Source organism: Burkholderia sp. WAC0059, assembly GCF_002870125.1.
Classification (GTDB): Bacteria; Pseudomonadota; Gammaproteobacteria; order Burkholderiales; family Burkholderiaceae; genus Paraburkholderia.
In genome coordinates, this window is sequence record NZ_PNEO01000007.1 from 51,819 (window position 1) to 78,558 (window position 26,740).

General features: G+C 67.7%; 21 protein-coding genes and 1 tRNA gene. 3 read left to right on the forward strand and 19 right to left on the reverse strand.

What is annotated here, in order from left to right:
• The first annotated feature begins 151 nt into the window (after positions 1–151).
• Positions 152–928, forward strand: a complete 777-nt coding sequence (locus tag CY652_RS08980) for an enoyl-CoA hydratase/isomerase family protein (RefSeq protein ID WP_102130368.1) — start codon at positions 152–154, stop codon at positions 926–928.
• Between the two features lie 97 nt (positions 929–1,025).
• Here the strand turns inward: CY652_RS08980 and CY652_RS08985 are convergent, their stop codons facing one another.
• The 10 genes from CY652_RS08985 to selB form a co-directional block, all read right to left on the reverse strand.
• Complete coding sequence (locus tag CY652_RS08985; protein WP_102130369.1) at positions 1,026–2,234, reverse strand: CaiB/BaiF CoA transferase family protein; 1,209 nt, start codon at positions 2,232–2,234, stop codon at positions 1,026–1,028.
• A gap of 63 nt (positions 2,235–2,297) precedes the next feature.
• Complete coding sequence (locus CY652_RS08990) at positions 2,298–2,735, reverse strand: MaoC family dehydratase (protein ID WP_102130370.1); 438 nt, start codon at positions 2,733–2,735, stop codon at positions 2,298–2,300.
• A 30-nt stretch (positions 2,736–2,765) separates the two neighbouring features.
• The gene (locus tag CY652_RS08995) at positions 2,766–3,977 is read right to left on the reverse strand and encodes a CaiB/BaiF CoA transferase family protein (RefSeq protein ID WP_102130371.1); all 1,212 of its coding nucleotides are present in this window, start codon (positions 3,975–3,977) and stop codon (positions 2,766–2,768) included.
• Positions 3,978–4,034: 57 nt separating this feature from the next.
• Positions 4,035–4,961, reverse strand: coding sequence for a dihydrodipicolinate synthase family protein (locus CY652_RS09000; RefSeq protein WP_102130372.1), 927 nt, complete (start codon positions 4,959–4,961; stop codon positions 4,035–4,037).
• Between the two features lie 107 nt (positions 4,962–5,068).
• Entirely contained in the window at positions 5,069–6,601 is a 1,533-nt protein-coding gene (locus tag CY652_RS09005) for a tripartite tricarboxylate transporter permease (protein WP_102130373.1), read from the reverse strand.
• A 3-nt stretch (positions 6,602–6,604) separates the two neighbouring features.
• Positions 6,605–7,093, reverse strand: coding sequence for a tripartite tricarboxylate transporter TctB family protein (locus CY652_RS09010; RefSeq protein ID WP_102130374.1), 489 nt, complete (start codon positions 7,091–7,093; stop codon positions 6,605–6,607).
• 66 nt (positions 7,094–7,159) lie between these two features.
• On the reverse strand, positions 7,160–8,155 hold the full coding sequence (locus tag CY652_RS09015; protein ID WP_180970487.1) for a tripartite tricarboxylate transporter substrate binding protein: 996 nt from the start codon (positions 8,153–8,155) through the stop codon (positions 7,160–7,162).
• Between the two features lie 43 nt (positions 8,156–8,198).
• A complete protein-coding gene (locus tag CY652_RS09020) occupies positions 8,199–9,995 on the reverse strand; it encodes an FAD-binding protein (RefSeq protein WP_102130376.1) in 1,797 nt (598 codons plus the stop codon).
• Positions 9,996–10,346: 351 nt separating this feature from the next.
• Positions 10,347–10,439, reverse strand: a tRNA-Sec gene (locus CY652_RS24410).
• A 42-nt stretch (positions 10,440–10,481) separates the two neighbouring features.
• On the reverse strand, positions 10,482–12,401 hold the full coding sequence (gene selB, locus CY652_RS09025) for a selenocysteine-specific translation elongation factor (RefSeq protein ID WP_102130377.1): 1,920 nt from the start codon (positions 12,399–12,401) through the stop codon (positions 10,482–10,484).
• 344 nt (positions 12,402–12,745) lie between these two features.
• On the opposite strand from selB, the gene selD reads away from it, so the two are divergent.
• A complete protein-coding gene (gene selD / locus CY652_RS09030) occupies positions 12,746–13,819 on the forward strand; it encodes a selenide, water dikinase SelD (RefSeq protein ID WP_102130378.1) in 1,074 nt (357 codons plus the stop codon).
• 55 nt (positions 13,820–13,874) lie between these two features.
• Here selD and CY652_RS09035 read toward each other — a convergent pair whose 3' ends face one another.
• The 6 genes from CY652_RS09035 to CY652_RS09060 form a co-directional block, all read right to left on the reverse strand.
• Positions 13,875–15,251: a hypothetical protein gene (locus CY652_RS09035; RefSeq protein WP_102130379.1), complete on the reverse strand. Its 1,377-nt coding sequence runs from the start codon at positions 15,249–15,251 to the stop codon at positions 13,875–13,877.
• 250 nt (positions 15,252–15,501) lie between these two features.
• The gene (locus CY652_RS09040; RefSeq protein ID WP_102130380.1) at positions 15,502–16,755 is read right to left on the reverse strand and encodes an MFS transporter; all 1,254 of its coding nucleotides are present in this window, start codon (positions 16,753–16,755) and stop codon (positions 15,502–15,504) included.
• Entirely contained in the window at positions 16,755–17,837 is a 1,083-nt protein-coding gene (arsB, locus tag CY652_RS09045) for an ACR3 family arsenite efflux transporter (RefSeq protein ID WP_102130381.1), read from the reverse strand. The genes CY652_RS09040 and arsB overlap by 1 nt, the downstream gene beginning before the upstream one ends.
• Complete coding sequence (locus CY652_RS09050; RefSeq protein ID WP_102130382.1) at positions 17,824–18,345, reverse strand: arsenate reductase ArsC; 522 nt, start codon at positions 18,343–18,345, stop codon at positions 17,824–17,826. Before CY652_RS09050 ends, arsB begins: the two co-directional genes overlap by 14 nt.
• Positions 18,342–18,800, reverse strand: coding sequence for an ArsI/CadI family heavy metal resistance metalloenzyme (locus CY652_RS09055; RefSeq protein ID WP_102130383.1), 459 nt, complete (start codon positions 18,798–18,800; stop codon positions 18,342–18,344). Before CY652_RS09055 ends, CY652_RS09050 begins: the two co-directional genes overlap by 4 nt.
• A complete protein-coding gene (locus tag CY652_RS09060; RefSeq protein ID WP_102130384.1) occupies positions 18,797–19,129 on the reverse strand; it encodes an ArsR/SmtB family transcription factor in 333 nt (110 codons plus the stop codon). Before CY652_RS09060 ends, CY652_RS09055 begins: the two co-directional genes overlap by 4 nt.
• 162 nt (positions 19,130–19,291) lie before the next feature.
• Here CY652_RS09060 and CY652_RS09065 point away from each other — a divergent pair, with 162 nt between their 5' ends.
• Positions 19,292–20,554, forward strand: coding sequence for a multidrug effflux MFS transporter (locus CY652_RS09065; protein ID WP_102130508.1), 1,263 nt, complete (start codon positions 19,292–19,294; stop codon positions 20,552–20,554).
• Positions 20,555–20,613: 59 nt separating this feature from the next.
• On the opposite strand, the gene CY652_RS09070 is transcribed toward CY652_RS09065, so the two are convergent.
• The 3 genes from CY652_RS09070 to CY652_RS09080 all read right to left on the reverse strand — a co-directional run bounded on the left by CY652_RS09070 (position 20,614) and on the right by CY652_RS09080 (position 26,714).
• Complete coding sequence (locus CY652_RS09070) at positions 20,614–24,927, reverse strand: autotransporter domain-containing protein (RefSeq protein WP_180970489.1); 4,314 nt, start codon at positions 24,925–24,927, stop codon at positions 20,614–20,616.
• A gap of 194 nt (positions 24,928–25,121) precedes the next feature.
• Positions 25,122–26,315 carry an EAL domain-containing protein gene (locus CY652_RS09075; RefSeq protein ID WP_102130386.1) on the reverse strand — a complete coding sequence of 398 codons (1,194 nt, stop codon included), beginning with the start codon at positions 26,313–26,315 and terminating at the stop codon, positions 25,122–25,124.
• Positions 26,316–26,351: 36 nt separating this feature from the next.
• Positions 26,352–26,714, reverse strand: coding sequence for a hypothetical protein (locus CY652_RS09080; RefSeq protein ID WP_180970491.1), 363 nt, complete (start codon positions 26,712–26,714; stop codon positions 26,352–26,354).
• Positions 26,715–26,740: the final 26 nt, after the last annotated feature.

The following is a 26,740-nucleotide window of genomic DNA, read 5'->3' on the forward strand; positions in this document are numbered from 1 at the left end:
CCGTATTTTTAAAAATATTCAGTATTCCCTATGACAAGTCGATGCGATAATGATCCTCTAAAAATAGCGTTCTTCAACGTACGGGGCATGACGATCCGATGGTTCGAATCCGTTCGTCGATCCCGCATCTCAACTCACTGGAGGAGCCACCATGGAGATTCTGAAAACGACCCGCCGCGGCAGCGCGCTGATTCTGACGATGAATCGCCCGGAAGCGCGCAATGCGCTGTCGATTGCGCTGGTGCACGCGCTGCACGAAGGCGTGACGGCCGCGGGCGGGCAGCGCGACGTACGAGCCGTCATCATCACCGGCGCAGGCGACAAGGCGTTCTCCGCGGGCATCGACCTGAAGGAGCGCGCGACTTTGTCCCCGGAAGGCAAGGCGATACAGAGCCGCTCGCTTCTCACGCTCGGCGAGGCCATCTCGGCCTCGCCGAAACCGGTCATCGCCGCCGTCGGCGGCTGGTGCCTCGGCGGCGGCAGCGAATTGGCCCTGGCCTGCGATTTGCGCATCGCCGCGGACGACGCCCGTTTCGGATTCCCCGAAATGACGCTGGGCGCCTATCCCGGCAGCGGCGGTCCCGTCACGTTGAGCCGGCTCGTGGGCGCGGCCCGGGCCCGGGACATCCTGTTCACCGCCCGGACGCTGGACGCTGTACAAGCGGAACAACTCGGCCTCGTGCAACGCGTCGTCCCCCGGGATGCGTTGCTCGAGCAGGCGCTGGCATGGGCCGGCGAAATGGAGGTCACCAGCCCGCTCGCCCTGGCGGCGCTGAAACGCTCGATCAATACCGGCATGTCGATGTCGCAACACGATGCGCTGGAATTCGATCAGGCGCTGCGCCGCCCGCTGGATCTCACGCGAGACTACGCGGAAGGCATGCGTGCCCACTTCGAGAAACGCAAGCCCGTGTTTACCGGCGAGTAGCGGTCCGTGCCGCCTCCGTGCAAATACGTGGGCGACACGCAACGGTATCCGCCGCCCGCCAGCGTGAGCCGCCCGGACCCGATCGGGCCGACCCGGCTCAGGCAGGCTCGATGATCCCATCGCCCGCGAGATCCGCGATGTCCGACTCGTCCATTTGCAGCCAGTCCCGCAAAACGGCGGCACGATGCTCGCCCGGCTCGAGCGGCGGCGCGGTCCAGTCCTGCTCCACGTCGAAGCCCGAATAACGGACGGCGGAGGCCATCTGCGGAAGCCGGCGCCCTTCCGGGCCCGGCACATGACGAACCATTTCGCGATCGAGGTTATCGCGGCAGCAGGACAGCGCGTCCGCAATGCTGTTCACGCGCGCATGATTGACCCCTGCGCGCGCAAGCCGGTCGACGAGTTCGTCCGTCTCCCGGCGGCGCACCGCTTCGTCGAGAATCCGGTAGAGTTCGACGCGATGCCGCGCGCGTAACGCCGGATCGGCGAAGCGCGGATCGCGGCCCATCCCCGGCCGCTCGAGCACGGCGACCAGTGCCGCGAAAGACGTCTGCTCCGCGGCCGAGATCAGCAGCCAGCCGTCGGCCGTCCGGAACACCTTGTGCGGGGCCTCGCGTGCGTGAGCGGCACCGTGCCTGCCGGGCAATACCGACGTCGTCAGATACTGCAACGCCACGTCGGCCAGACACACGACCTGGGACTCCAGCAAGCTCGTCTCCACTTTCTGGCCGCGCCCCGATACCCGTCTCTGCAACAGCGCCGCCAGAATGGCCGCCTGACAATTCATCCCCGCGGCCAGATCGAATGCCGACGTGCCGAGTTTGATCGGCCGCCCCTCCGGATCTCCGGTAATGCTCATGTATCCGCCGAGCGCCTGGATGGTCAGGTCGAATGCGCCGCTCAGGCTGTCGGGACCGTCCGCGCCGAAGCCCGATATCGACGCGTAAATCAGGCCCGGATTCTCCGGCTCCAGTTGCCCGTAGCCGAGACCCAGACGCGCCATGACGTCCGGGCGGAAATTCTCGACCAGCACGTCGGCGCGCGCGCATAGCCGGCGCGCAAGCGCTGCGCCGCGTTCCGATTTCAGATTCAGCGTCAGCGATCTCTTGTTCCGGTTGGCGGCAAGATACGTCATGCCGTTGCCATGCAGAAACGGCGGCCCCTGATGGCGAAGCGGATCGCCGCCCGACGCGGACTCGATCTTGACCACGTCCGCGCCGAGGTCGCCCAGCAGCATCGTGCAATACGGCCCGGCCAGCACCCGGGTGAAGTCGATCACCTTGATGCCCGAAAGCGGCTTCATCATGGGTATGAACGAACGTTGTCCGGCAGCGGCGCCGGGCGGCGGCTCGCGCCCATCCGGGAGGCATCAGTCCACATAGGCGCGGATGTTCGTTGCGACGGCCGCGAGGTCGCCATGCTGGTTCACGCATCTGACGTCGGCCATGACGCGACGCCTGGCGAGGTCCGTCGAGGCGATGGTGTAGGACGTCCTGATCGTGTCGCCGAAACGCACCGGTCCGACGAAACGCACCCTGTCGTAGCCGAGCGAAACCGTCCTGCCGATCCGCATCCGCGCCGACGCCGTGGACATGAAACCGAGCAGCAGCGTGCCGTGCGCGATGCGCCCGCCGTATTGGCCGGCCTTCATATATTCCTCGTCGATGTGGTTCGGCGAAAAGTCGCCGGTGATGCCCGCGTACAGGTAGACGTCGGACTCCGATACGGTCTTGGTGAACACCACGCTGGTCCCGACGACGACGTCCTCGATCTTGCCGCTGGGTAACTGAAAATATTCAAGCTCCATCTGCTTTCCTCGCTCGCGTCGCCGCGTTGACTAGATGATTTTTTCCTCGCGCAGGCGCCCGATCCGCTCGTCCCCGTAGCCCAGCCAGTCCTTCAGGACGCCGTCGGTATGCTCGCCGACCAGCGGCGGCGCCGTCCAGCCGTCGGTCACCTCGAATGCCGAATAGCGCGCGGCCGGCCCGAGCGTCGGCACGGCGCCGTAGGCCGGATGCCGCAGTTCCCGGCGAAGCTGTCGATGCTGGACCTGGCGGTGCGCGAACACCTGTTCCATGTTGTTCACCGGCGCGCATGGAACCCGGGCCTCCTCGAGGGCCGCGATGATTTCCGCCGTGGCGAACCTGAGCACCTCGGCATCCAGAATCGCGTAGAGCGGCTCCCGGTTCGTCACCCGCCCGCTCATCGTGCTGAACCTCGGGTCCGACGCCAGATCCGGGCGGCCGAGGATGTTCACGAACGCTTCGTACAGGTTCTGGAATCCCGCCGCGATGACCGCCCAGCCGTCGGCGGTCCTGAACGCCTTGTACGGCACCTGCTGCGCATGCTCGGAGCCCCACTTCTGCGGCTCGTTGCCGGTAATCAGGAACTCCAGCGCGGCATTCGCGAGAAACGCCACTTCGCTTTCGAGCAGGCTGGTTTCGATCTTCTGCCCGTGGCCCGTAACCGCGCGCTGGAGCAAGGCGGCCAGGATGGCGGACTGGCAGTTCATGCCCGCCAGCATGTCGAACGCCGACGTCCCGAGCTTGATCGGCGCGCCATCGCGATCCCCGGTAATGCTCATGTAGCCGCCGAGCGCCTGGATCGTCAGATCGAACGCGCCCTGATCCGCATCGGGACCGTCCGGCCCGAAGCCGGAAATCGACGCATAGATCAGCGAGGAACGCTCGCGGGACAGGCTCTCGTAATCGAGCTTGAAACGCTTCATGACCCGGGGGCGAAAATTCTCGAGCACGACGTCGGCCTTCATGCACAACGCGCGGGCCAATTCCTGCCCGCCCGCCGATTGCAGATCGACAGTGACCGAACGCTTGTTGCGATTGGTCGCGTAGTAGGTGATGCCGTTGCCGTGATGGAACGGCGGCCCCTGCTGACGCAGCGGATCGCCGGTGACGGGCGACTCGATCTTCACGACGTCGGCGCCGAGATCGCCGAGCAGTTGGGCACAATACGGACCCGCGAAAAAGCGGGTGAAGTCGACGATGCGAATACCGCTGAGCGGCTTGTTCGACGTGGGCGAAGCTTGCATGATGGCGGTCTTCCTCTGATATGCCCGGCCGATGACAAGATCGGCCGGGCGCGGATTTCAGCGTTCGAGCGCGTTGTCCTGCTCGAGCAGGCGTCGCGCCACCGGCTCTACCGCGCGCCGATCGTCTTCGGAAAGATTGGTCAGCATCGGCAAAATCGGCCCCATGTCGGCAATCCCGGCAAGACTGACCGCGTCGTGCAGCACCCGGATCGGGTTGATGCTGTCCCGTGCATCCTCCATCGGCAGATAGCGGCTGCGCAGCGTTTCGGCGTCGTCGTAGCGACGCGCCTTGAGCAGCGCCAGTAATCGCGTGGAGCCGCGCGGCGCAATGCAGACGCTCCCCGAGGTGAATCCGGCCAGCCCGAAATCGCGCAGATGCGAGATCGCCGGCCGCTCCCCGATGCCGCTGACGATCCGGTCCGCACCGACCGCCGAAATCAGCGACCGCAAATACGGATCGACCTCGGGCGTCTCGCGGACCACCGCATACTTCACCGCCGCGACTCGCCCTTCTTCGGCCAGCCGCTGCAGCGTCTGCGCCTCGATATAGCCGTCTTTCTTGACGTAGAGGACGAGCGGCTTGCCGAACGCGTCCGTCAGGCGCCGCACGCCGTCCGCCACGCCGGCATCGGTGTACGGAAAACCGATGGGCAGCAGCATCGCAGTCGGAAACGCCCGGCTTCGGAGAATCCGGAGCTGGTCCTGCGCGCGTCCGTAGTCGGGTCCGATCGACGGAATGACCCACGTGTCGTCACGCACCGCTTCGCCGAGAAAATCCAGCAGTCCCGCGTATTCGTCGACGCCGACGTGATAAAAATTGGCGTTCCCGCCATACAGCAGCGTGCCGACTCCGCCCGCCTCCATATGGCGGATCAACGCCCGGTTCTGGGCATGATTGACGGTCAAATCGCCGTTGCGGGCAAGCGGCGGGACGGCAATGACCGAGCGGCACAGATCTTCACGAGTAACTACACTGGTTTTCAAGGGAAACTCCTATCGTCGATTGGACCGGAACAGGCGGTACACGGTGGTGACGCGGACACGACAGCCCCGTGCGCAACGCTCGCCCCGCCGCCTGCGTTGCATGCGTTTCAACTGCGCTGATCGACGGCAATCAGCGTCGCGCGGCGGCGCCGATAATGGCGACGCACGCCGAAGAAAATCTGAACGAGTATCAGCAGGCCGCTTGCCGCGAGGAACACGGCGCTGATCGGGCTGCGCACCAGCACCGTCAGATCCCCATGCGAAACCAGCAGCGCACGGCGGAAGTTTTCTTCGATCATCGGGCCCAGCACGTAGCCGAGCAGGATCGGCGCCACCGAGAACCGCAACGCGATCAGCACCGCGCCGAGCACGCCGAACACCAGCGTCTCTCCGACCTCGAACAGCGCGTTATTGGTGCTGAAAACCCCCACCGCGATGAAGAACAGCGCGGACGGGTACAGATACCGGTAAGGCACGCGCAGCAGTCTCACCCAGACGCCGATCATCGGGACGTTGAGCAACACCAGCAGCACGTTGCCGATCCAGAAGCTCGCTATCAGCCCCCAGAAAATGTCCGCATGCTCGCTGATCAGTTGCGGCCCCGGCTGAATGCCCTGAATCAGCAACGCCCCGAGAATCAGCGCCATGACCGCATCGCCCGGAATGCCCAGGCTCATCGTCGGAATGAAATCGACCTGAGTCTTCGAATGCGATGCCGCCTCCGGCGCCGCGACCCCTTCGGGCGCACCGGCGCCGAAGCGCTCGGGATGCCTCGACAGCTTCTTTTCGAGGGCATAGGCGATGAAGGTCGTGATCGTCGGCCCGGTGCCGGGCATCGCCCCGAACAGCGTGCCGACCGCGGTGCCGCGCAGCATCGGCAGGAACGACTGTTTCATCTCCGCGCGACTCGGGCGCATGTCGCGGAATCTCAGCTTCACGCCGGTGCCGACCACGTGCATGCGATTCACGTTGCTGAGAAAATCGGCCACGCCGAAAAGGCCGAGGGCCAGCGCGACCAGCTCGACGTTGTCGGACAGTTCGGGAAAACCGAACGTGAACCGCATGACCCCGCTGTTGACGTCGGTGCCGACCATCCCGATCAGCAGGCCCAGACCGGTCATCGCGAGCCCCTTGAGCGCCGGGCCGCGCGACATCGTTCCGCCCGCGACGAGGCCCAGCAGCATGATCGAGAAAAGCTCGGGCGCGCCGAATTTGAACGCCATCCGGACGAGCAGCGGCGAGGCGAAGATCATCACGACGATGCCGCACGAGGCGGCGAAAAACGAGGCCATCATCGTGATGCCAAGCGCGCTTCCGCCCTTGCCCTGTACCGTCATCGGATAGCCGTCGAGGCAGGTGACGGCGTGCGGCGGGTGGCACGGCAGATTGAGCAGGATCGCCCCGATGGCCCCGCCGTATTGGGACCCGTAGAAAATGCCCGCCAGCATCAGGATCGCCGGAACGGGGTGCATCGTGTACGTGAGCGGCAGCAGCATGGAAATGGCCGACAGCGCCCCCATCCCCGGCAGCACGCCGATCAGGTTGCCGACCAGCACGCCGAAGAACGACCACATCAGATTGTGCGGCTCCAGCGCGACGCCGAAACCGTGCGAAAGATCGCCGATAGTCTGGATCAGCATGGCTCACCCTCCCCACGCGAACAAAGGGAGCTGCAACTGCAGGGCCCACCAGAACACGGCGGCGCTGACGACGCACATCGCCGCGGCCAGCAGCCCCGCCTGCGTGACGGAATTGTCGCGATCGCCGAGCGCCGCGATGAAAACGATGGCAAAGGTGGCCGGCAGGAGCCCGCCATATTTACCGATCAACACGAACGCGACGATGCTCAACCCGATACAGGTCCAGCCGCGCCACTCGGGCGGACGGTGGCGCTCGTCCGGATCGGCGCCTTCGTCCTCGCCGCGCGCATTCAGCGCAATCAGCACACCGAGGACGACCATGAACACGCCGACCGCGACGGGAAAGAAGCCGGGCCCCATGTTCTGCAGCGTGCCCGTGTCGTAGCCGATGCCGACGTGCACGGCGGCCAGCCCGAGGAACATGATCAACGCCCCACCGTAATAGTCGCGGTGAAAGCGGCGAAATCCGCTGTGCTGCTTGACGGGTGCCATTGCTTCTGTCTCCTTCCAGCCTCGTATCGAACCGGTCGCGAATCGAGATCTGCCCGATTCAGGCCTCTACTGGGCCTTGATCTGGGCGTCCTTGATGACTTTCAGCCACTTGGCGGATTCGGCCTGAATCAGTGCGGCGAACGCTGCCGACGTGTCCGGCTGCGCCTCGACGCCCTGCGTCGCCAGCAACTTGACCAGCTTCGGATCGGCCAGCGCCTTGTCGAGCGCCTGGCTGAGCTGCGCGATCACGGGAGCGGGCGTGCCGCGCGGCGCGACGAGACCGAAGTGGCCGGCCACCTCGAAGCCGGGATAGCCGGATTCCGCCATCGTCGGCAAATCCGGGAACAGCGGCGAGCGCTTGCTGCTCGTGATGACGAGCCCGCGCAAGGTTCCGTGCTGCACGTAAGGCGTCAGCACCGCCACGTTTTCGAAAGTGGCCTGCACGTGGCCGGACAGCAGGTCCGACAGGCCCGGGCCGCCGCCCTTGTACGGCACGTGCAGAAGATTGACCCCAGTCGCCGACTTGAAGAACTCGCCCGCGAGGTGGGTCGCGCTGCCGATCCCGGCGGATTCGTAGGTAATCGCGCCGGGTTTCGCCCGCGCAAGCGCAATGAACTGGCCGACCGTCTTCGCCGGCACCGAGCTGTTGACGGCCAGCATGTACGGCACCGTGCCGATCATCCCGATCGCCTCGAAGTCCTTGACCGGGTCGTACGGCAGTTCCTTGTACAGCCCTGCCGCCGCCGTATGCGGCAGGGTATTGATGATCAGGAGGGTGTAGCCGTCCGGCTCGGCGCGCGCAACGAAGTTCGAGCCGATCGTTCCGCCCGCGCCGGGCCGATTGTCGATGACGATCTGCGTCCCGACCGTCTTCGCCAGCTCGGGCGCGAGCATGCGGGCGATGACGTCGTTGCCGCCGCCCGGCGGATAAGGCACGACGAGCCTGACAGGCCGGTCCGGATAGCTTCCGGCGGCGAACGCGGTTGCGCTCGCCGCCACGAGAAACGCAAGCACGAACCGGCTCACGATACCGGCATATCGTCTCTTCCCAATTGTGATCATGCTGTCTCCTGTATGATTATTTTGTACAAGCATTCCTTAATGATTATTGGACCGGCGTGTACTCCTGTAGCGGTGCACTATCGTTACCGGCCCGAAAACTGACGTGACGTAGCCAGTTTCTGTCGTCGGACTCGGGAAAGTCCGTGCGCTGATGGGCACCGCGGCTTTCCGTACGCACCAGCGACGCCTCGACGATCATCTGCCCGACGAGCGCCATGCGCTGAACGCCGATCAATTCGATCGCGTCCGGCAGCGTGTCCGCGCTCGCGTGCGCGAGCGACGCCGCCAATGCCTGCAGCTTGCGCTTGCCGTCGGCAAGACTCTCGCCGTTGCGCCAGATGCCGGCGGCACTCGACAACGCGCATCGGATCGCCTCGCGGACATCGTCCAGCGAGCCTGCGCCTGGCGCTGCCCGCTCGATCCGGCTGGCGAGTCTCGCCAATGCCTGCTGCTCGATCTCGGCCCAATCGCGAGGGCGCATCGCCGTCATGCCGGCCGCCGCGCCTTCGCCCGCAACGCCGCCGAATACCAGGGTATCGCTGCCGCCGTTGCCGGCGATCCGGCTCGCGCCATGCACGCCGCCCGCCGCTTCCCCGGCGACATACAGACCGGGAACGCCGGACCAGCACTGCTCGTCCACGGCCACCCCGCCCATCAGGCTGTGCGCGGCCGGCGCGACCAGCGGCCGTGCCGTCACGGGATCGAGACCGGCCGCGCGCAGGCGCTTGCAGTGGGACACGTAGCTTTCCAGTTGTTCGGCCGCCAGCAGCGTGGTGTCGAACTCGACCCCCCCTGCAGGAAAACCGCGTCCCTCGTCGATTTCCCTTTGAATGCACAGGGCCAGCCTGGCTTTTTCGATCAGGCGCTCGGCATGGGGCGGGTTATACGCCAGCATAAAGCGCTCGCCGAGCCGGTTCAGCAAGTGGGCGCCGTCGCCGAGCATCGCCGTGGGCATTTCCATGCCCCGGCAGCCTGCCGGCCAGACCGTGACAACCGGCTCGAACTGCACGAACTCCATATCGATCAGGCATGCCCCGGCTTCGAACGCGAGGCCGAGCGCATCGCCGCTCACGTCCACCGGGTAGGTACTATCGGCATACAGGCGTCCGATACCGCCCATGGCCAGCACGACCGAGCGCGCGCGAACCGCGATCAGATCGTGGCTGTGAGGCTTGTATAGAAGCGCGCCCACGACTTCGTCGCCGTCGCGCAGCAGATCGACGACCTTGTGGCCCGGGACGATTTCTACACCCATTTCACGCGCGTGGCTATTCAGGATGCCGATGATTCCGTTCCCGGTTCCTTCCGGTATATAAACCGAACGCGGATAGCTATTGCCCGACAGATGCCGCTGCAATGCCCTGCGCCGCACGCTGGAACCGCCAGTCAGGGACGACACGGTCAACCCTTCGTCCGCGCAGGCGAACGGCACGCCAAGACGGACGAGTTCCTCATACGCCTCGATCGACCGATTCGCGAGTACCCGCACCAGCCTCCGGTCGCTCAATTCATAACCGCCCCTCACCACGTCGTCGTAATAGATCTGCGCATTGTCGCGAGGATCGGCGTCGCCGAGCGGAACGTTGAAACCGATGACGTACGGCGAAGCGCCCCGCGCGCGATACGCCATGACAACCGACGCTCCGCTCGCGCGTGCCGAAACGGCCGCCCGATAGCCGGTCATGCCGCCGCCCAACACGAGCACATCCGTTTCGATATGCGCTGCCTGTAGTCTCGTCCCCACGAATCGCCGCCCTTTGATCGCACTTATTTCTTGTTGCACAATGCCGCCGCCCGCTTCCGGGCCCGGCGGGATGCCTGTCTCCCTCACCGTACCCATTATGCGAACGGGCTGCGCCGCTGGACAGCGATTGTTCGTCGTGCAATCGTGAGTAAATGGAATGATCGAGGCAGGCGGCACCGTGCGGTGCAACAATGGATCGATCGCGCGGCGCTCCGCAGAACCATGATCGCGCGAAGCATCGGGCGTTACGCGGTAAAGCGGATGGGAGATTTTCCGGCGGCCGCGCGGCGAACCATGGCGGCATGAACCCGGCGCTCGGGCCGGGTTCGCTTGAATGCGACTGCGGGCGATAACCGATGCGCGCCTATTCCTGCACGACGTGGTCGGCAACCTGACGCACCGCCGGCTTCCGCACCCGACGGCTCAATCCCGGGTCAATCGTCAAGGCGGAAGGCAGCCAGAGTCGAACTGACCAGACGTGGGCTGACCACATCTACTGGGTTTGAAGCCCAGCCGCACCACCCGATGCGAATGCCTTCCTCTGAATGGGGAGAACGCGCCGTGCCGCGCCGGACGGCGGCCTCATAGCTGATCGCGCAACCGGCTGTCCGGACGCAACAGGTGCAAATCGCGCTGGAAACGAGTATAGCCAACGCGATCGAAGAACTCCAGAATCTGGATGGCGCGCTTGCGGCCCAATCCCGAAGCATCCCGAAACATCACGGCGCTCACCGCGCCGGCGTTCTGCCCGGCGATGCCGGCCGCGAGCGCCGACAGCTCGCGCACCGCATCGCGCGCATAGAACAGATCGCGCACGACCTGATACACGGCGCCGAGGCGCGCAAGCTTGCGCAGCAGCGCACGCACGCGCGCCTCGGGCTCGCCGGTCGCGCGCGCGAGGTCGCGCACCCACGGCGGATCGAAGCGTCCTTCGGACAACTTCGCCTGCAACACCGCCGCGAGCGGCGCCTCGCCGGCATCGAGCGCCACCGAATGCGCGGGCAGATGCAGCCACGGCCCGCTCCTCGACACGACGCCATCGCGCACCAACGTGTCGACGAGCGCGCGCCACATCGCGTCCGGAACCAGCGGCGCCGCCATGCGACGCAGCCGTGCCGCATCCGGCCCCTGCTCGTCGGGCCAGCGCTCGTGGAACGTCGCGAGCGTGTCGACGATGCCGGCCGTCATGCGCGCCCAATGCCCGCGCGTCATCGCGATCGCCTCTTCCGCGCGCCCCTGCGGCGCGATTTCGAGCGTATCCGGCGGCAGCGGCAACGCGTCGGGCGGCAATCCGGTTAGCTGCATCAACGTGCTGCGTCCGATACCGCGCGGTGCCTCTGCGAGCAGCGGCGCGAGGCGCGCGCCGTCGAGCCAGTCGCGCAGCGCGTCGAGCCACGCGCGCCGCTCCGGCGTACGCCGTCGCCGTGCCGGCCCGAACGGGTCGAGCACGCGACCGCCGCCGATCGTCTGGCTCGCCTGCGCATTGCGCACGATGAAGCGGTCGCCCGGCACCGCGCAAAGCGGCGCCTCGAACGACAGTTGCACGCGCGCGGCCTGCCCGGCCGCGAGCGTCTCGCCTTCGAGCAACGCCACGTGCGCGACGCGATGCAGCGTCCCCAGATGCACGTGCACCGGGCTCCAGTGCTGCAGCGTCGTGGCGCTATCCGGCAGCATCTGCAACTCGACGTCGAGGCGCGTCGACGTCTGCGCGAGCCGCGCATCGACGATCCAGTCGCCGCGCGCAATCCGCTCCCGGTCGATTCCCGCGAGATTGAGCGCGCAGCGCTGTCCTGCCCGGCCCGTGTCCGCCGCGCGATTCTGCGCGTGAATGCTGCGCACGCGCACCGGCTGCGCCGCCGGCATCAGCAACACCGTATCGCCGACGTTCACGCGGCCGGCGAACACGGTGCCGGTCACGATCGTGCCCTGCCCGGCCAGCGTGAACACGCGATCCACCGCGAGACGAAACAGCCCGTCGTCGCGGCGGGCCCGCCACGCGAGCGCGCGCTCGCGCAGCCAGGCATCGAGCTGCGCGACGCCGGCATCGTCGGGTTGCGTGGCCCGCGTCTCGAAGACGGGCGCGCCGGCCAATGCCGTCGTCGCGAGCCAGGCGCCGATTTCCCCGCGAACCTGCGCGGCGCGCCCGGCATCGACGCGGTCGGTCCTGGTCAGCGCGACGGCGCCATGCGTCACGCCGAGCAGTTGCAGAATCGCCAGGTGCTCGCGCGTCTGGGGCATCACGCCGTCGTCGGCAGCAATCACGAGCAGGGCGAAGTCGATTCCGCAGGCGCCCGCCGCCATCGTATGGACGAGTTTCTCGTGCCCCGGCACGTCGATGAAGCCGAGCACGTCGCCGTTCGCGAGCGGCGTATAGGCATAGCCGAGTTCGATCGAGATGCCGCGCGCCTTTTCCTCTTTCAGGCGGTCGGTGTCGACGCCCGTCAGCGCGCGCACGAGCGTGGTCTTGCCGTGGTCGATGTGTCCCGCGGTACCGACGATCACGGGCGCGGCTCCGCATCGTCGGCCTCGCGGCCGGTGTTCGCCGGCACTATCGCGCGAATCGGACGGCAGACGCGCGGCGGTCGTGTTCCTGCGCATCCGTTGTTGCCAGTCCGATGTTCCAGGACGTCGTTCATGTTGTTCCCGGGCTGAAATTACCGTTTTTTCCGCAACGGCTCCGCTTCTCGCACCCCAGTATAGACACATCGCCGTCGGCCTGATCGCGGCACGGAGTGCGATAATCGTCCGTGCATTCACCGCCTCGGCACAGGCCGTCGGCGAGATCGCGGACGGGCTCTCGCCGACGGCTCAGGCGCGCCGCCCAGCCGCCCGAACAAGGAACCCTCATGGCCCCGACCACCGCAACCCCCACGCCGCTCCCGACCGAACCGAGGCTGACCGATCTCGCGCACGGCGGCGGATGCGGATGCAAGATCGCGCCCGGCGTGCTGGCGCAGTTGCTGCGGCGCTCGGCGCCGGCCGCCGTCTTCGCGGATCTGCTCGTCGGCAACGATACGTCGGACGACGCGGCCGTCTACCGGATCAACGACGAGCAGGCCATCGTCGCGACGACCGATTTCTTCATGCCCGTCGTCGACGATCCGTTCGATTTCGGCCGGATCGCCGCCGCCAACGCGCTGTCCGACATCTACGCGATGGGCGCGCGCCCGCTCTTCGCCCTCGCCCTCGTCGGCATGCCGATCAACACGCTGCCCCCCGAAACCATCGCGCGCGTGCTGGAAGGCGGCGAATCGGTCTGCGCCGCCGCCGGCATTCCGGTCGCGGGCGGACACTCCATCGATTCCGTCGAGCCGATTTACGGCCTCGCGGCCATCGGCATCGTTCATCCGGAGCGCATCATGCGCAACGACGCCGCGCGCGCCGGCGACGTCCTCATTCTCGGCAAGCCGCTCGGCGTCGGCATCCTGTCCGCCGCGCTGAAAAAGCGCCGGCTCGACGACGCGGGCTACCAAGCCATGATCGCGGCGACCACCCAGCTCAATCGCACGGGCCCCGCGCTGGCCGCGCTCGACGGTGTGCACGCGATGACCGACGTGACGGGATTCGGCCTGCTCGGCCATACGCTGGAAATGTGCCGCGGCGCCGGCATCGGCGCCCGCCTTCGCTTCGACAGCCTGCCCTGGCTCGAAGGCGTTCGCGCGCTGGCGGACGACGGAACGTTCACGGGCGCCTCGACGCGCAACTGGCAGTCGTACGGCGACGACGTGCGGCTGGCCGACCCTCTCCCGCCGGCCGCCCGGGTCCTGCTGACCGATCCGCAGACGTCGGGCGGCCTGCTCGTCTCGTGCCGTGCGGACGCCGCCGACGCGGCGATTGCGCTACTCGAAGCCGACGGGTTCGGCGCGGCCTGCGTCGTCGGCGAGATGGTGGCGGGCGCGCCGCGGATCAGCGTGGCGTAGCCGGATCGGCCGGGCCGGCGAGGCGCGCCTGCCGCGCCTGGCGCGCCTGGCGCACTTAATAGCCGGGATACATGAAGGGGCGTATGCGGCTTTTGATGGTTTCCTCGTCTTCGGGCGACAGCGACCAATAGCGCATTTGGCTCGCCACCTCCACCACGAGCGACCCGGCGTACCTGCCCAGATTGCGGGACGTGGCACGATCGAGGATTTGCGACACGGTCGCAACGCGATGTTCGGGCGGCAAGGACGGAATTCGTCCGAGGCACGTTTTCATGATCTCGTAGCGATCCTCACGGTTTGCCGGCATCTGCAGCTTCGGCACCCCTGTCTCAGTCACCGCGGCGGCGGTGTCCGGCTCGCCGATCAACGCGAGCATGCCTTGCGCCGCATGTCGTTTGCCCAGCGACGGCAACACCCCGGCGAGGTTGCCGACCCAGAACGACCGATGTTTCTCGTCCAGGCCCGCGACCATGGCGAGGCAACCGGAAAACGCGCGGACCCGATGGTCCGGCAGGGACCGAATCTTGTCGATCAGCTCGCCGAGCGGCCAGGTATGGTGCTTGTCTTCCCTGGCCTGCGCCAGAACTCCGAAAAAGTAATGCGATTGCTGTTTCTGCGGCAATTCGTCGAGATGTTTCGCCAGCGTGCCGAGCAGCGACGCGCGATCGACGGGCGGCATGTGCGGCGTCCGTTCGAGCGAATAGGTAAAAATCCGTTCGTGGCACGACGTATCGTCGAGGCTCGGGTTCTCGAGCAGCTTTTCCAGCGTTTCGCCGTTCAGCGTGTGAGGGTCCTTCCCGATCTGCTCCACGATTCCGGAAAAGTAATGCGATTGCCGCTCCGGCGGCAATTCGTCGAGATGCTCCGCCAGCGTGCCGAGCAGCGACGCGCGATCGACCGGCGACATGTGCGGCATCCGCTCGAACGAATGGGCGAAAATCTCTTCGTAAAGCGCCGGACCGTCGGCGCTGGCGTTCGGGTTCTCGAGCAGCCTTTGCAGCGGTTTGCCGCTCAGGGAGTACGGCAAGGACGTGATCCCGCCGAGGACGAGCGGCTTCCTGAACGCCTTGCCCGTCGGCGAAACGGACAGCGAGACGGTTCCGTCCAGTACGTCCCGCGGCGACGGCGCATTGCGGAATTTGCGCCCGGCGACGCCCGCCAGCAGCACGCTGTGCCGTTCTCCCTCCAGCGCCTGCTGATACCAGCGCGAGGTCGACGCGAGGGCGGTCGTGCCGCCCGGGCCCAGATGCCGGGCAACGTACGGCATGATTTCCGGTCCCAGACGTTGGCCGAGCGCGTCGCCGGTTTCGCCCGACCGGGGCGGACGGGGCGGCAAACCGCCAAGTCGCGCATCGGTCTCGCGATGCGTCGGAACTGGAGCGCCGGCGCCGGCAGGGCGCTCCGACGGCGGCTGGTCGGCCGCGTCGCCCATCGAGCCGTGCGAAAAAGCATCAACGTCGCGGACCGGTGTGGTCATCTCGATTCCCGCATCGTGCCAATACCATGATGCCGCCGATGCTAACCCCGCTCGTCCGCTCGATCCGCGCCCGATGCGAAGTTTCTTCCCGAATAACGAAGCCGGCCGGACAACGCGCGAGTCACGCGGGCAACGCCTCGACCATCGTGCGCGCCCCGATCGCCGTCGCGCGATCGACGTCGACCGGCACTTCGTCGGGCGACCGCTATTCGGCGACGGCGTCCATCGGCATGGCCGGGCGCCGGGCATGCAGCATGGCGATGCCGAATGCCGCCGTCGACACGAGGGAAACGAGCAGGATGCCCCACTCCACGGGCCGATAGCCGTGCCCCATCGCCCAGATCGCCGCCGCCGAGATCGGCGCGATGCCCTTCGCCATGTTGGACGGCGTCGCCAGCAACCCGTTGATCGCGCCGTACCCCTCGACCCACATCAGATCCTGCACGATGGTGCCGCGCAGGATCGTCATCATGCCGTTCGCGCCGCCGTAGACGATCGCGAACAGGATCAGCAGCACGGGCGACGCGCCGGCGAAAAGCAGCAGGACGACCGACGCCGGGAACGCCGTCGTGATGACCAGGCCGACGATTTTCGGCGACACGTTCCGGCCGAACATAAACCACAGGATGCGGGCGAGCACCTGCGCCGGACCGATCGCCGCCATCGTCGCGAGAATGACGGACTGCGGGACGCGCCGCCCCGTCATCAGCGGAACGAGGTGAAACGTCAGCGCGGCGAACGTCGCGTAGTACGCGGTGAAGCAGACGGCGAGCGCCCAGAATACCGGCGAACGCAGCGCGCGCCTCGCGGCCCCGGCGTTCGCGGCCTTGAGCGCCGCCCGCTCGTCGCGCGCGGCAACGCCGGCGGTCCCGCCCCTGCCGTTCTTGCCGACGTCGATCGCCAGCGCATGGACGGGCAGGCAGACGCAGAGGTTGATCGCGGCGAGCGCGAGCAGCGCATGACGCCATCCCAGCAGGTCGATCAGCCCCTGCGTGAGCGGAATGAAGGCCGTGCTCGCAAAGCCGCCGACGAGCGTGATCAGCGTGATCTTCGTCCGGAAGCTGTCCGGATGGCGCCGCGTGACGACCGCGAAAACCGGGTCGTAGAGCGTCGCGGCCATCGCCGCGCCGAGGCCCGCCCAGGCGACGAACAGCATCGCGAGACTGTCGGCCTGCGACCAGAGCGCGAGCATCGCGGACGCGAGCAGCGACCCCGTCGTCATCACGGCCCGGCCGTGTCCGTGATCGATCCACCGGCCGACCGGATAGGCGACCAGCCCGGAAACGAGCAGGCCGACGGACAGCGCCGCGTCGGTCGAGGTCCGGCTCCAGCCGGGCCCGTGCTCCATCGGCACGACGAAGAGCGAGAACGCGTAATAGATCGCGCCCCACGAAACGAGCTGCGCCGTCGCGAGCGCCCAGGTGGCCGTCACGCCCCGATCCCGCGAGATGGCGGACATCACGTCTCCCGAATGCCGCGCGGGGCTTCGTACCAGTCCCGCGAACGGTTGACGATGCCGACGACGAACAGCATGACCGGCACCTCGATCAGCACGCCCACGACGGTGGCCAGCGCCGCGCCCGAGTGGAAACCGAACAGGCTGATCGCAGTCGCGACGGCCAGCTCGAAGAAGTTGCTCGCGCCGATGAGGCTCGACGGTCCCGCGATGCAATGCGCGACGCCGAGCCGGCGGTTCAGCAGATACGCGAGCGCGGCGTTGAAGCAGACCTGGATCAGGATCGGCACGGCCAGCATGACGATCACCAGCGGCTCGTCGACGATGGCCCGCCCCTGGAACGCGAACAGCAGCACGAGCGTCGCCAGCAGCGCGCCGATCGACCACGGGCCGAAACGCGCGACGGTCCGCCGGAAATGGGCCTCGCCCTGCGCGAGCAGGCGGCGGCGCAGCCATTGCGCGATCGCGACGGGAATCAGGATGTAGAGCGCGACGGAGATGAGGAGCGTGCTCCAGGGCACCGCGATCGACGACAGGCCAAGCAGCAGCGCGACCAGCGGCGCGAACGCGACGACCATGACCGCGTCGTTCAGCGCGACCTGGGAGAGCGTGAAATACGGATCGCCGCGGCACAGTTGCGACCATACGAACACCATCGCGGTACACGGCGCGGCGGCCAGCAGAATCAGCCCCGCCAGGTAGCTGTCGAGCTGCGCGGCCGGCAGCCACGACGCGAACGCGTGCCGCACGAACACCCAGCCGAGCAGCGCCATCGAGAACGGCTTGACGAGCCAGTTCACGAACAGCGTCACGCCGATCCCGCGCCATTGCCGACCGACCTGCGCCATGGCCGTGAAGTCGATCTTCACGAGCATCGGCACGATCATCACCCAGATCAGCAGGCCGACCGGCAGGTTCACCTGCGCGACCCCGAGCCGGCCGATGGTCTGAAAGACCTGCGGCAGCGCCTGTCCGAGCAGGATGCCGGCGACGATGCAGAGCCCGACCCAGACCGTCAGATAGCGCTCGAAGCGGCCGATGGCCGGCGCTCTGTCGACGGCGGGCACGGCGTCAGCGCGGCTCATCCGCATCCCCGGTCGCCCGCTCGCCGATGGCCCGCATCGCGCGCGCGATCGCGTCGTGGTCGAGCGTGGCCAGCGGCAAGTTCACGAACTGCGTCACGCGGCTCGTGATCTGGCGGAACACCCGGTCGAACACCTCGCGCTTCTCGTCGTCGGCACCCTCGAATGCCGCCGGGTCCTCGAACCCCCAATGAGCCGTCAGCGGATGGCCCGGCCAGATCGGGCAGACTTCGCCCGCCGCCTGATCGCAGACCGTGACGACGAAATCCATTCGCGGCGCGTCGGGCGTCGCGAACGCGTCCCAACGCTTGCTGCGCAGCGTCGACACGTCGTATCCGAGCGCCGCGCAGCACTCCGCCGCAAACGGGTTCACCGTGCCGACCGGATGGCTGCCCGCGCTGTACGCGCGGAACCGGCCCCTGCCGAGGACGTTGAACAGCGCCTCGGCCATGATGCTGCGCGCGCTGTTGCCCGTGCAGAGAATCAGAACCGAATACACCGGGTCCGTCATATGCGCCTGCCCAGCGTAACGACCGATTGCGCCGGCGCGCAACAGGCCGACGACGACGGGGTTGCCGCGTCGCGCGAACTACCGTAAACCGGCGCCGACTCGAGCGTGCGGAACGTTTCCCACGCGACGCCCTGCGGATCGACGGTCCACGCCTTGTCCGACTTCGCGTAGCAGCAGGTCGTCCCGACCTGCTGCGCGACCGGCAACTGGGCGGCGGCGAAGCGCGCATTCATCTCGGCCAGCTCGGCGTCGGTCTCGACCTGGATGCCGAGGTGGTCGACGCCCGGCTTCGCGCCGCGCTGCGAGATCGAGAAATTGACGGCCGGATCGGTCAGCGACCACTTGCAGTAGTCGTGCTTCAGCACGGCCGGCTCGACATTGCCGAACATCGCGCGATAGAACCGGATGCTTTCGTCGAGGTTCTCGACCGACACGTGGATGTGCATGCGTTTCATTGCCCGTCTCCGCAGACGTTGGAGAGATCGCCCGCGACGCAGCTCGCGCCGGCGCAGCAGTTCTCCGTGAGAAAACCGACCAGCGCGTTCATCGCGCCGAAGTTCGCCGTGTAAATGACGAAGCGGCCGTCCTGCCGCGACTTCACGAGATCGGCGTGGGAGAGATCCTTGAGATGGAACGACAGGCTCGACGGCGCGAGCCCCAGCCGCTGCGCGATTTCGCCGGCGGCGAGACCGTCCGGCCCGGCGACGACGAGCGCGCGAAAAATCGCGAGGCGGGAATCATGGGCAAGCGCGCCGAGGGCGCGCACGACGAGGTTCGAGTCCATGTCCGGAACGATACACCGTAAATTTCCATATTTCAATTATTATCGAAATGTTAATGCCGATTCGAAGCCAGGTCGATTTTTCCGACAACAGGCACAATACGCGGCGACGGCGCCGTGCACCTGCCGATGGGCGCCGTCGGAATCCGCTCCCTCAATGCCGTCATGAACCCCGAAACTCCCCACCGCCCCGCCCTGCCTGCACGCGTGTCGAACTCGCCGCGTTTCCTGCTGTTCCTGATCTGCCTGTTCGCCTCCGCCGGACAGCTCGCCATCGACATCTACGTGCCCGCCCTGCCCGCGATGGCGCGTTACTTCGCGACCTCGCCCCAGGCGATCCAGTCGAGCGTGTCCGTCTACATGGCGGCCTACGCGTTCGGCCAGCTCGTCTTCGGGCCCGTCGCCGACGCCTACGGACGCAAGCCCGTGCTCGCGTTCGGGCTCGTGATCTTCACGATCGGCTGCCTGCTGTCGCTCGCCGCGCCGAACCTCGAGACGTTCATCCTCGCCCGCTGCCTGCAGGGCTTCGGCATCGCCACCACCAACCTGCTCGCGAAGGCAATCACCACCGATTCGTTCTCCGGCCCGGCGCTGATGCACGCGTTCACCTACATGTCGATCACGTGGGGGCTCGCGCCGATCATCGCGCCCGTGATCGGCGCCCATCTGCAGACGTGGTTCGGCTGGCGGGCCTGCCTCGTCTTCCTGCTCGTCTACTCGCTCGTCATGTGGGGGCTCTGGTGGCGCTATCGCGAGACGTTGCCCCGCCGGGTGCACCTCGAGCCGCGCACGCTGCTCGCGAATGCGGGCAAGGTGCTCGCGAGCCCGGTGTTCCGCTGCTGCTTCCTCGCCCAGGGCCTGTGCTACAGCATCCTGCTCGTGTTCAACATCGTCGGGCCGTTCATGGTGCAGAACACGCTGCACAAGCCGCCGACCTTCTTCGGCTATCTCGCGCTCGGCATCGGCATGATGTACTTCCTCGGCGGCCTGTCGAACCGCGTGCACGCGCAGTGGCTGCCCGGCGCGGAACAGCGGCTGCACCTCGGCGTGCGCGCGATGGCGGCCGCATCGGTCGCGATGCTCGTGCTCGCGCTGACGGTCGGCCTGCGCATCTGGACGCTCGCCACGCCCGTGCTCGTGATGGCGTTCTGCGCGGGCGCGATCTATCCGACGCTGATGGCCAAGGGCAACTCGCTGTTCCCGCACATCGCGGGCCTGACGAGCGCGATCCTCGGATGCGCGCTGCTGCTCGTGTCGTCGGCGATGATGGGACTCGCCGGCTTCGTGTCGGTGCAGATCCTGACGCCGCTCGCGATATTCTTCGTGCTGCTCGCGGTCACGGTGGTCGGGATGGTGACGATGCTGCTGCGGCATCTGGCGCAGGAGCAGGCCGAAGCCGGCATGCGGCGGGGGAGCGAGGCGGCGTGAGTCATGCCTGACTGCCGCGAACGGGCGGGACGGCGACGCGTCGTTTGCGCCGCTCCGACTCAGAAGCGATAGCCGACCCGCATGCTGCCCTCCTGCGCCGAGGCATGCGTCGTGTTGACGAGCGCGTCGTAGTCGAGCGAGACGTCCAGGTTCTTCACCGGATGCATCGTGATGCCGCCACCCAGCGTCAGATAGCCCCGCGGCAGGCTCGTGCCCGGCGCCGCGAACAGCGTCCCGTCCTGCGAGGCCACGCTCATCGCGCGATTCCCGTCGAGCAGTTCGTGCGCATAGCCGAGCCTCAGCTCCACGTTCACCGGCTTCAGCGCATTGCCGAACGCGCGGTCCACCGTCACGCCCACATACGGCTGCAGGCTGCGCACGTTGTCCGTGCCGACGTTCAGATCCTCGCCGCCCGCACCGCTCTCGCCGAACGCGTCCGCATGGAAGTACGCATAGCGCAGCCCCAGCTTCGGCGTCACCGTCACGCTGCCGAACGTCATCGGCAGGCTCGCCTGGCCACCCACGTTGAATTCCTGCCCCATGTGGTCGCCCTCGGCCGTGCCGGCCGAACCGAACGGCCGCTTCTGCGACAGGAAGTCGAGTCCGGCACCGAAGGTCGCGCCGAGGTCCACCGGCCCCACGAAGCGGCTGCCGTACAGCGCCGCGCGCAGCGTGTCGGTCGTGCCCGAGTCGCCCGTGCCCGATTCGTCGATGTCTGCATGGTCGTAGCCCGCGGCCACGCCCGCCGTGTAGGCGCCGAACTGCTGCTGGAGCCCGGCCAGGAATCCGTAGCGGTCACTCTGGAAGCCCGGCGCGTCGCCCGTGCCGCCCACCGTCGTCTGGGTGCCCGTGGCCGTGATCCAGCCTGAAGGCGCGGCCGGCGCGTTCGAGGGGGCGTCCAGCCGGTCGAGCAGCGCGGCGCTTTCGGCCTGCGCCCCGAGGATCGCCGTCGTGCCCAGCGTCGTGTAGATGCTCGTGCCGGTCGGCGCCACCACGTTCAGCGCAAGGTCCACGCTGTCCGGCCCGTAGGACACCGACGGCCCGAGGCTGCCGAGATTCGCGGCGCCGACGTTCACGATGCGGCTGAACGTGCCGCTGATACCCTGCGCCGCCGACAGCAGCGTGTACTGCTTCGCCGAATAGGTGCCCGGATCGTAAGTGATCGCCAGCACGCCGTTCAGCGTCGCGCTGCCGTTGACCATCAGCTCGGACGCGGCCGTCGGACTGACCTCGATGGCCAGCGTCGCGTCGGCCGCCTGCGCGTAGTTGCCGTCTACCGTCAGCGTGCCGATCGTGCCGCCGGGCGCGACCGTGCCGCTGTTGCTGACGTTGCCGCCGACCGTGCCGTGGCCGCGCAGCGTGCCCGCCGTATCGACCGTCACGCTGCCGCCCAGCGCGGCCGTCGGCGTGTCCGCATCGCCGATCTCGAGCTGGCCGCCGGCCACCTCGGTCGTGCCGGCGAACGACGCGCTGTCGCCGTCCACCACCAGCGCGCCGCTGCCCTGCTTGACGATCTCGCCCGCCCCCTCGAACGCCCCGCCGAACGTGGTATCGCTCGCGTTCGACAGCGCAAGCGTCTGACTGCCGAGCGCGACCGCGCCCGTGCCGGCCAGGTTGGCGATCGACGTGCCGCCCGTCGTCTGCGAAACGTCGAGCACGCCGTTGTCGGTGACGCCGGACGACGCCGTGATGCGACCCGCGCCGGTCAACGCGAGCGTCGCCCCGTCCGCGACCGAAGTCGCGCCGGTATAGGTGTTGAGGCCCGAGAACGTCTGCCGGCCGCCCGAGAGCGTCAGGCCGCCGCTGCCGCCGATCGAACCGCTGTAGTTGCCGCTCGCGTTCGACAGGGTCAGCGTGCCCTGGGCGCCGAGCGTCACGCTCCCGCTGCCCGCGAGGCTGCCGACGACCGCGCCTTTGGCGAAGCTGACCTTCGCGTCGTCGCTCGCCAGTTCGCCGGCGATCACGGCCGTGTCGCCGAACGTCACGGTCGCGTTCTCGCCGGCCTGTACCGATCCGGCGACCGAGGCGGGCCCGCTGAACGACACCTGCGACGACGTGCCGGCCTGCACGTTGCCCGTAACCGGCGCGCTGCCGGTGTAGTCGAACGACGCACCGTCGGCCACGCTGACGTCGTTCAGCGGCGCCGTCGTGCTGCCGCTCCAGGAGGCGCCGGCGTCCTCCGTGAAATTCACCGTGCCGCCGCCGGCGCGATTGCCGCTGCCGTCGAGTCCGTCCGTGTCGACGATGTTGCCGCTGGCGACGGCGCCGGCCAGCAGCGTCAGGTTGACGATGCCGTCCATGCCCGCCGTACTGCGGTTGACCTGCAGCAGCGTGCCGTCGTTGTCCGTCAGGTTCGATCCCGCGCCGATCTCGATGTTCTGCGTCTGCCCGGCGCTTTCGAGGTCCGAGACGATCGAGGCGCCGGCCGCCTTGACCGTGGTATCGGTCAGCGTGACGGTGCCGCTGTCGGTGATCGCGATGCCGTCGGACTGTGTCGAGGTGAGCGTGCTGCCGTTCACGTTCAGCGTGCCGCCGCTCATGACGGCCGCGGCCGCCGAGCCGACGCCGCTCGCCGTGACCGTCGTGTCGCGCAGGTTCGCCGTGCTCACGTATTGCGCGAGCGCGCCGGCGGAATCCGCGCCGCTCGTGGCGATGCTGCCGCCCGTGAAGTCGAGGGTGCCCGCCAGCGTGCCGTCGGCGGCGCCGGCCGACACGCCGGCGGATTGCGTCCCGGTCGTGGCAACCGCCACGTTGCTGGCTTCGATGACGGGCACCTGGCTGGCCTCGTCCGAGGCCGACATCATGCCTTCGGCTTCGTCCCCCGTCGTTTTCACCGTGCTGTTGCTGATGTCGACGACACCGCCGTCCCACGCATAGACGCCCCGGCCGATGTCGCCGCTGGTATTCACGCTCACGTCGTCGGCCTCGACCTCGCCGCCAACGTACTGGCCGAACAGCCCGTACGAGTTCGTGCCGGACGTCGTCACCGCCGAGCCGGCGTCGATCGTGATGAGCGTCAGGGCGGGATCGGTCGCGCCCTCGAGCTGCCACGCCAGAACCGCGTGGGAATCGTTGCCCGTGGTCTCGACCGAGGTGTCGTGCAGCGTGACGGAACCGCCTTCGCTCGCGAGCACGCCGTACGAACGTTCCGTGCCGTCGGCGACGATCGACGAGTTCTGCAGCGTCACGCTGCCGGCGGAGAAAGCGATGCCGGACGGCTCGCGATCCTCTCCCGTGTAGGGCTGGACCGTGCTCGACGCCTCGACGCCGTACGACGCGTTGCCGCCGCTCGTGCCCGACCCGTCCATGACGACCGAGACGTTGTCGCCGGAAATCTCGCCCGAAGACGCGAACAGGCCAACGTCCTGCGTTCCCGTGTCGTGGGTGTGAACCCGGGTGTTCGAAAGCGTGACCTGACCGTCGTCGTTGGCGAACACGCCGTATGCGAGCGAGCCGTAGGTGTCGATCGTCGTATCGTCCGCCGTGACGGACGACGGCGCGAGACTGACGTAATCGACGCCGGCCGATTCGATGCCCGCCGCGTCGGCGCCGCTCGTCGACAGCGTGGTCGGGCTGCCGGAGCCCGACGCGCCCAGCGCCATGACGCCGCCGGTGTAGGCCTTGGCGGCGTCCGCGCCTTCTCCGGACGTCGTAACCGCCACGCCGTTCGCGCTCAGGCTGGCCGGCGTCGGCGATCCGCTGCCGGCGGAATCCTGCGAATACAGCGCATGGGCCTCGTCGCCCGCGGTGGCGACGGAACCGCCCGTCAATTCGACGATGCCGCCCGCGCTGCTGTCGGCCCACGCGTAGGCGCCGTAGCCGAGCGCGCTTGCGGTGGCGATCGCCACGTCGACCGCCTCGAGCGTGCCGCCTATCTCGGCGCGCACGCCGATCGTGCCGCCGTCGGTGCCGGTCATCGTCACCGAGCCGCCGCTCAACGCGACCGTGCCGCCCGATTCGGCATCGGCGCCGATCGGCGCGTTGCCGCTGCTGTAGGTTGGCGGCACGTCGGCCGGATCGGACCCCGCCACCGTGACGTTCGTGCCGCTCGCGCTCACCTGCGTGCCCGTGCCGTTCGCGTAGATGCCGTAGGTCTTGGCGCCCGTATAGGTCTGATCGACCGTGTCGTCCTGCAGCGTCACGTTCGCGCCACTGGTCGCCTCGACCGCATACCCGGGACCGGACGACGAGCCGTTGCCGTCGCCGCTGGTGATCGTCGTATCGGCCGGGACGGTGACGGGCGAGCCGCCGCTCTCGACGATGCCGCTGCTCGTGCTTTGCGCATGCGCCGGCGAGAAGACGGTCACGATGGCCAGCGACAGCGCAGACGCGGCAAAACGATTCCCCGTGGACCGGACGCCGACGCGTGACACCCGTTTTTTCGATCGTATGCTTTCCTTCATGAAGTCTCCCGTGAAGCGCGTGTCGACAGCGCTTCCCGCGTCCGCGCGAGCGGACGAAACCGGGAAGCGATGTTCTTCGGATGAATCCGCCCGCGAGGCCGCATCGCGACGCGAAAGCGGAGGGTCGGCGGCGCCGGCGGCCGGTAACGGAGGTATGCCGGGACTTACACGGCGGCGGCGCGCATGCGCCCCTGTCCCCAGCGGGCGCCGCATGCTTCGGCGAGGCGCAGATCGTCGGCGGTTTCGATGCCTTCGACGACGACCGTCGGAACGATCGACGAGGCAAGCGCGACGAGACGTGTGAAACAGTCCCGTGCGCGGCTCGTCTGCCGCGCGCGATGCAGCCAGCTCGCGCCGATCTTGGCGACGTCCGGATTCAGCCCGGCGAGGACGTCGAGGTTGCTGTGATGCGAGCCGACGTCGTCGAGCGCGATCCGGCAGCCGCACGCGCGCATCGATTCGATGAAGGCGACCGCGTTGTGCAGGCCCGGCAGCGCGGCGGTTTCGGTGATCTCGATGGTCAGGCGCGCGGCGACGTCCGGCCGGCTCCGCAGCGCTTCGACGAAAGCCGCCCAGTACCCGTCGACGACCGCGCTGCGCGCCGAAATATTGCATCCGAGCGCGAGCGTGGCGTTCACTTCCAGCGCTTCGACGGCGCGCGCCGTCGTCCAGCAGTCGAGCCGCCTCACGAGTCCGGTTCGCTCGAGCGCACCGATCGCATCGGCGGGAAGCCAGTCGCGCGCCCCGGTGCGATCCCGCAGCAGCAGCTCGTGATAGAGCACCTCGCCCCGGCCGGCGACGTCGAACACCGGGTCCCGATGCAGCGCCAGGAGGCCCTCGTCGAGCGACGCGTACAGGCGCGCGACGCTCGCCATGTCGCTCCGGTATTGCTGCTGCCAGGCCTTGCCCGGCGAATGCGGCGGTTCGATGCAATCGTCGCCGTCGTCGATGTCGAACGGCGCATCGGCGAAATCGGCGACCCGCGCCGACACCGCGGGGAAAATCCGGTCCCGGCCGAACGCGATGGCCTCCGTCGTCGTCAGCGACAGGACGCGGTCCAGTTGCGCCGCTTCCCGCGCAGCCCGGCTGTCGTCGCGGTCGGCTTCGGTTTCGAGGAGCAGCAGGAAGCGGGGGCCGCTGGCCGTGACGATGCCGTTGCCCCGCGCGCAAAACGTCCGCAGACGCTCGTGCAGCACGGACCGGACGGCCATCGCGAGCGTCGGGCCGTAGGCCAGTTGGAGGTGCACGTAGTTGTCGACGGACACGACGATGCACACGGGCTGCGGCTCCCGCATCGCCCGGTCTTCGCGAGGCACGACCCGAAGCCGGGGTCGGCACGGCGCCAGACTTTCGTTCATGAATGTTCTCCTCTGCCCGTCGGGTCCTGAACCGCGTTAGCGCGCGTCGCCGCCCTTTCTGCCGTGGGCGCCGTTCGGTCCGATCGAGCGTTCGCACACCCGGTAAATGGAGTGGCCGATGAGGCCGTGGTGCCGCAAGGCCTGCAGCCGCTCGCGGCGTACCGGTGCCGGCAGCGTGTCGTCGCCGACGGTCCGCCAGACGGCAGAGATCAGCGTCTTGCGCACGCGCCTGCGCAGCACGAAATAGATCGCCGCGGCCAGCGGCCCCGTACAGAGACTCGCGATCACCCAGCCAGGCCGGCGAATGCCGACCCGGTTGACCCTCAAGCCCGCCATATCGGCAGCAATGTAGAGCGCGAGGCCCACGGCCACCACCAACCAGATCGCCTCTATCCCCATCAGCGTCCCCGATCGTCTCGAAAATG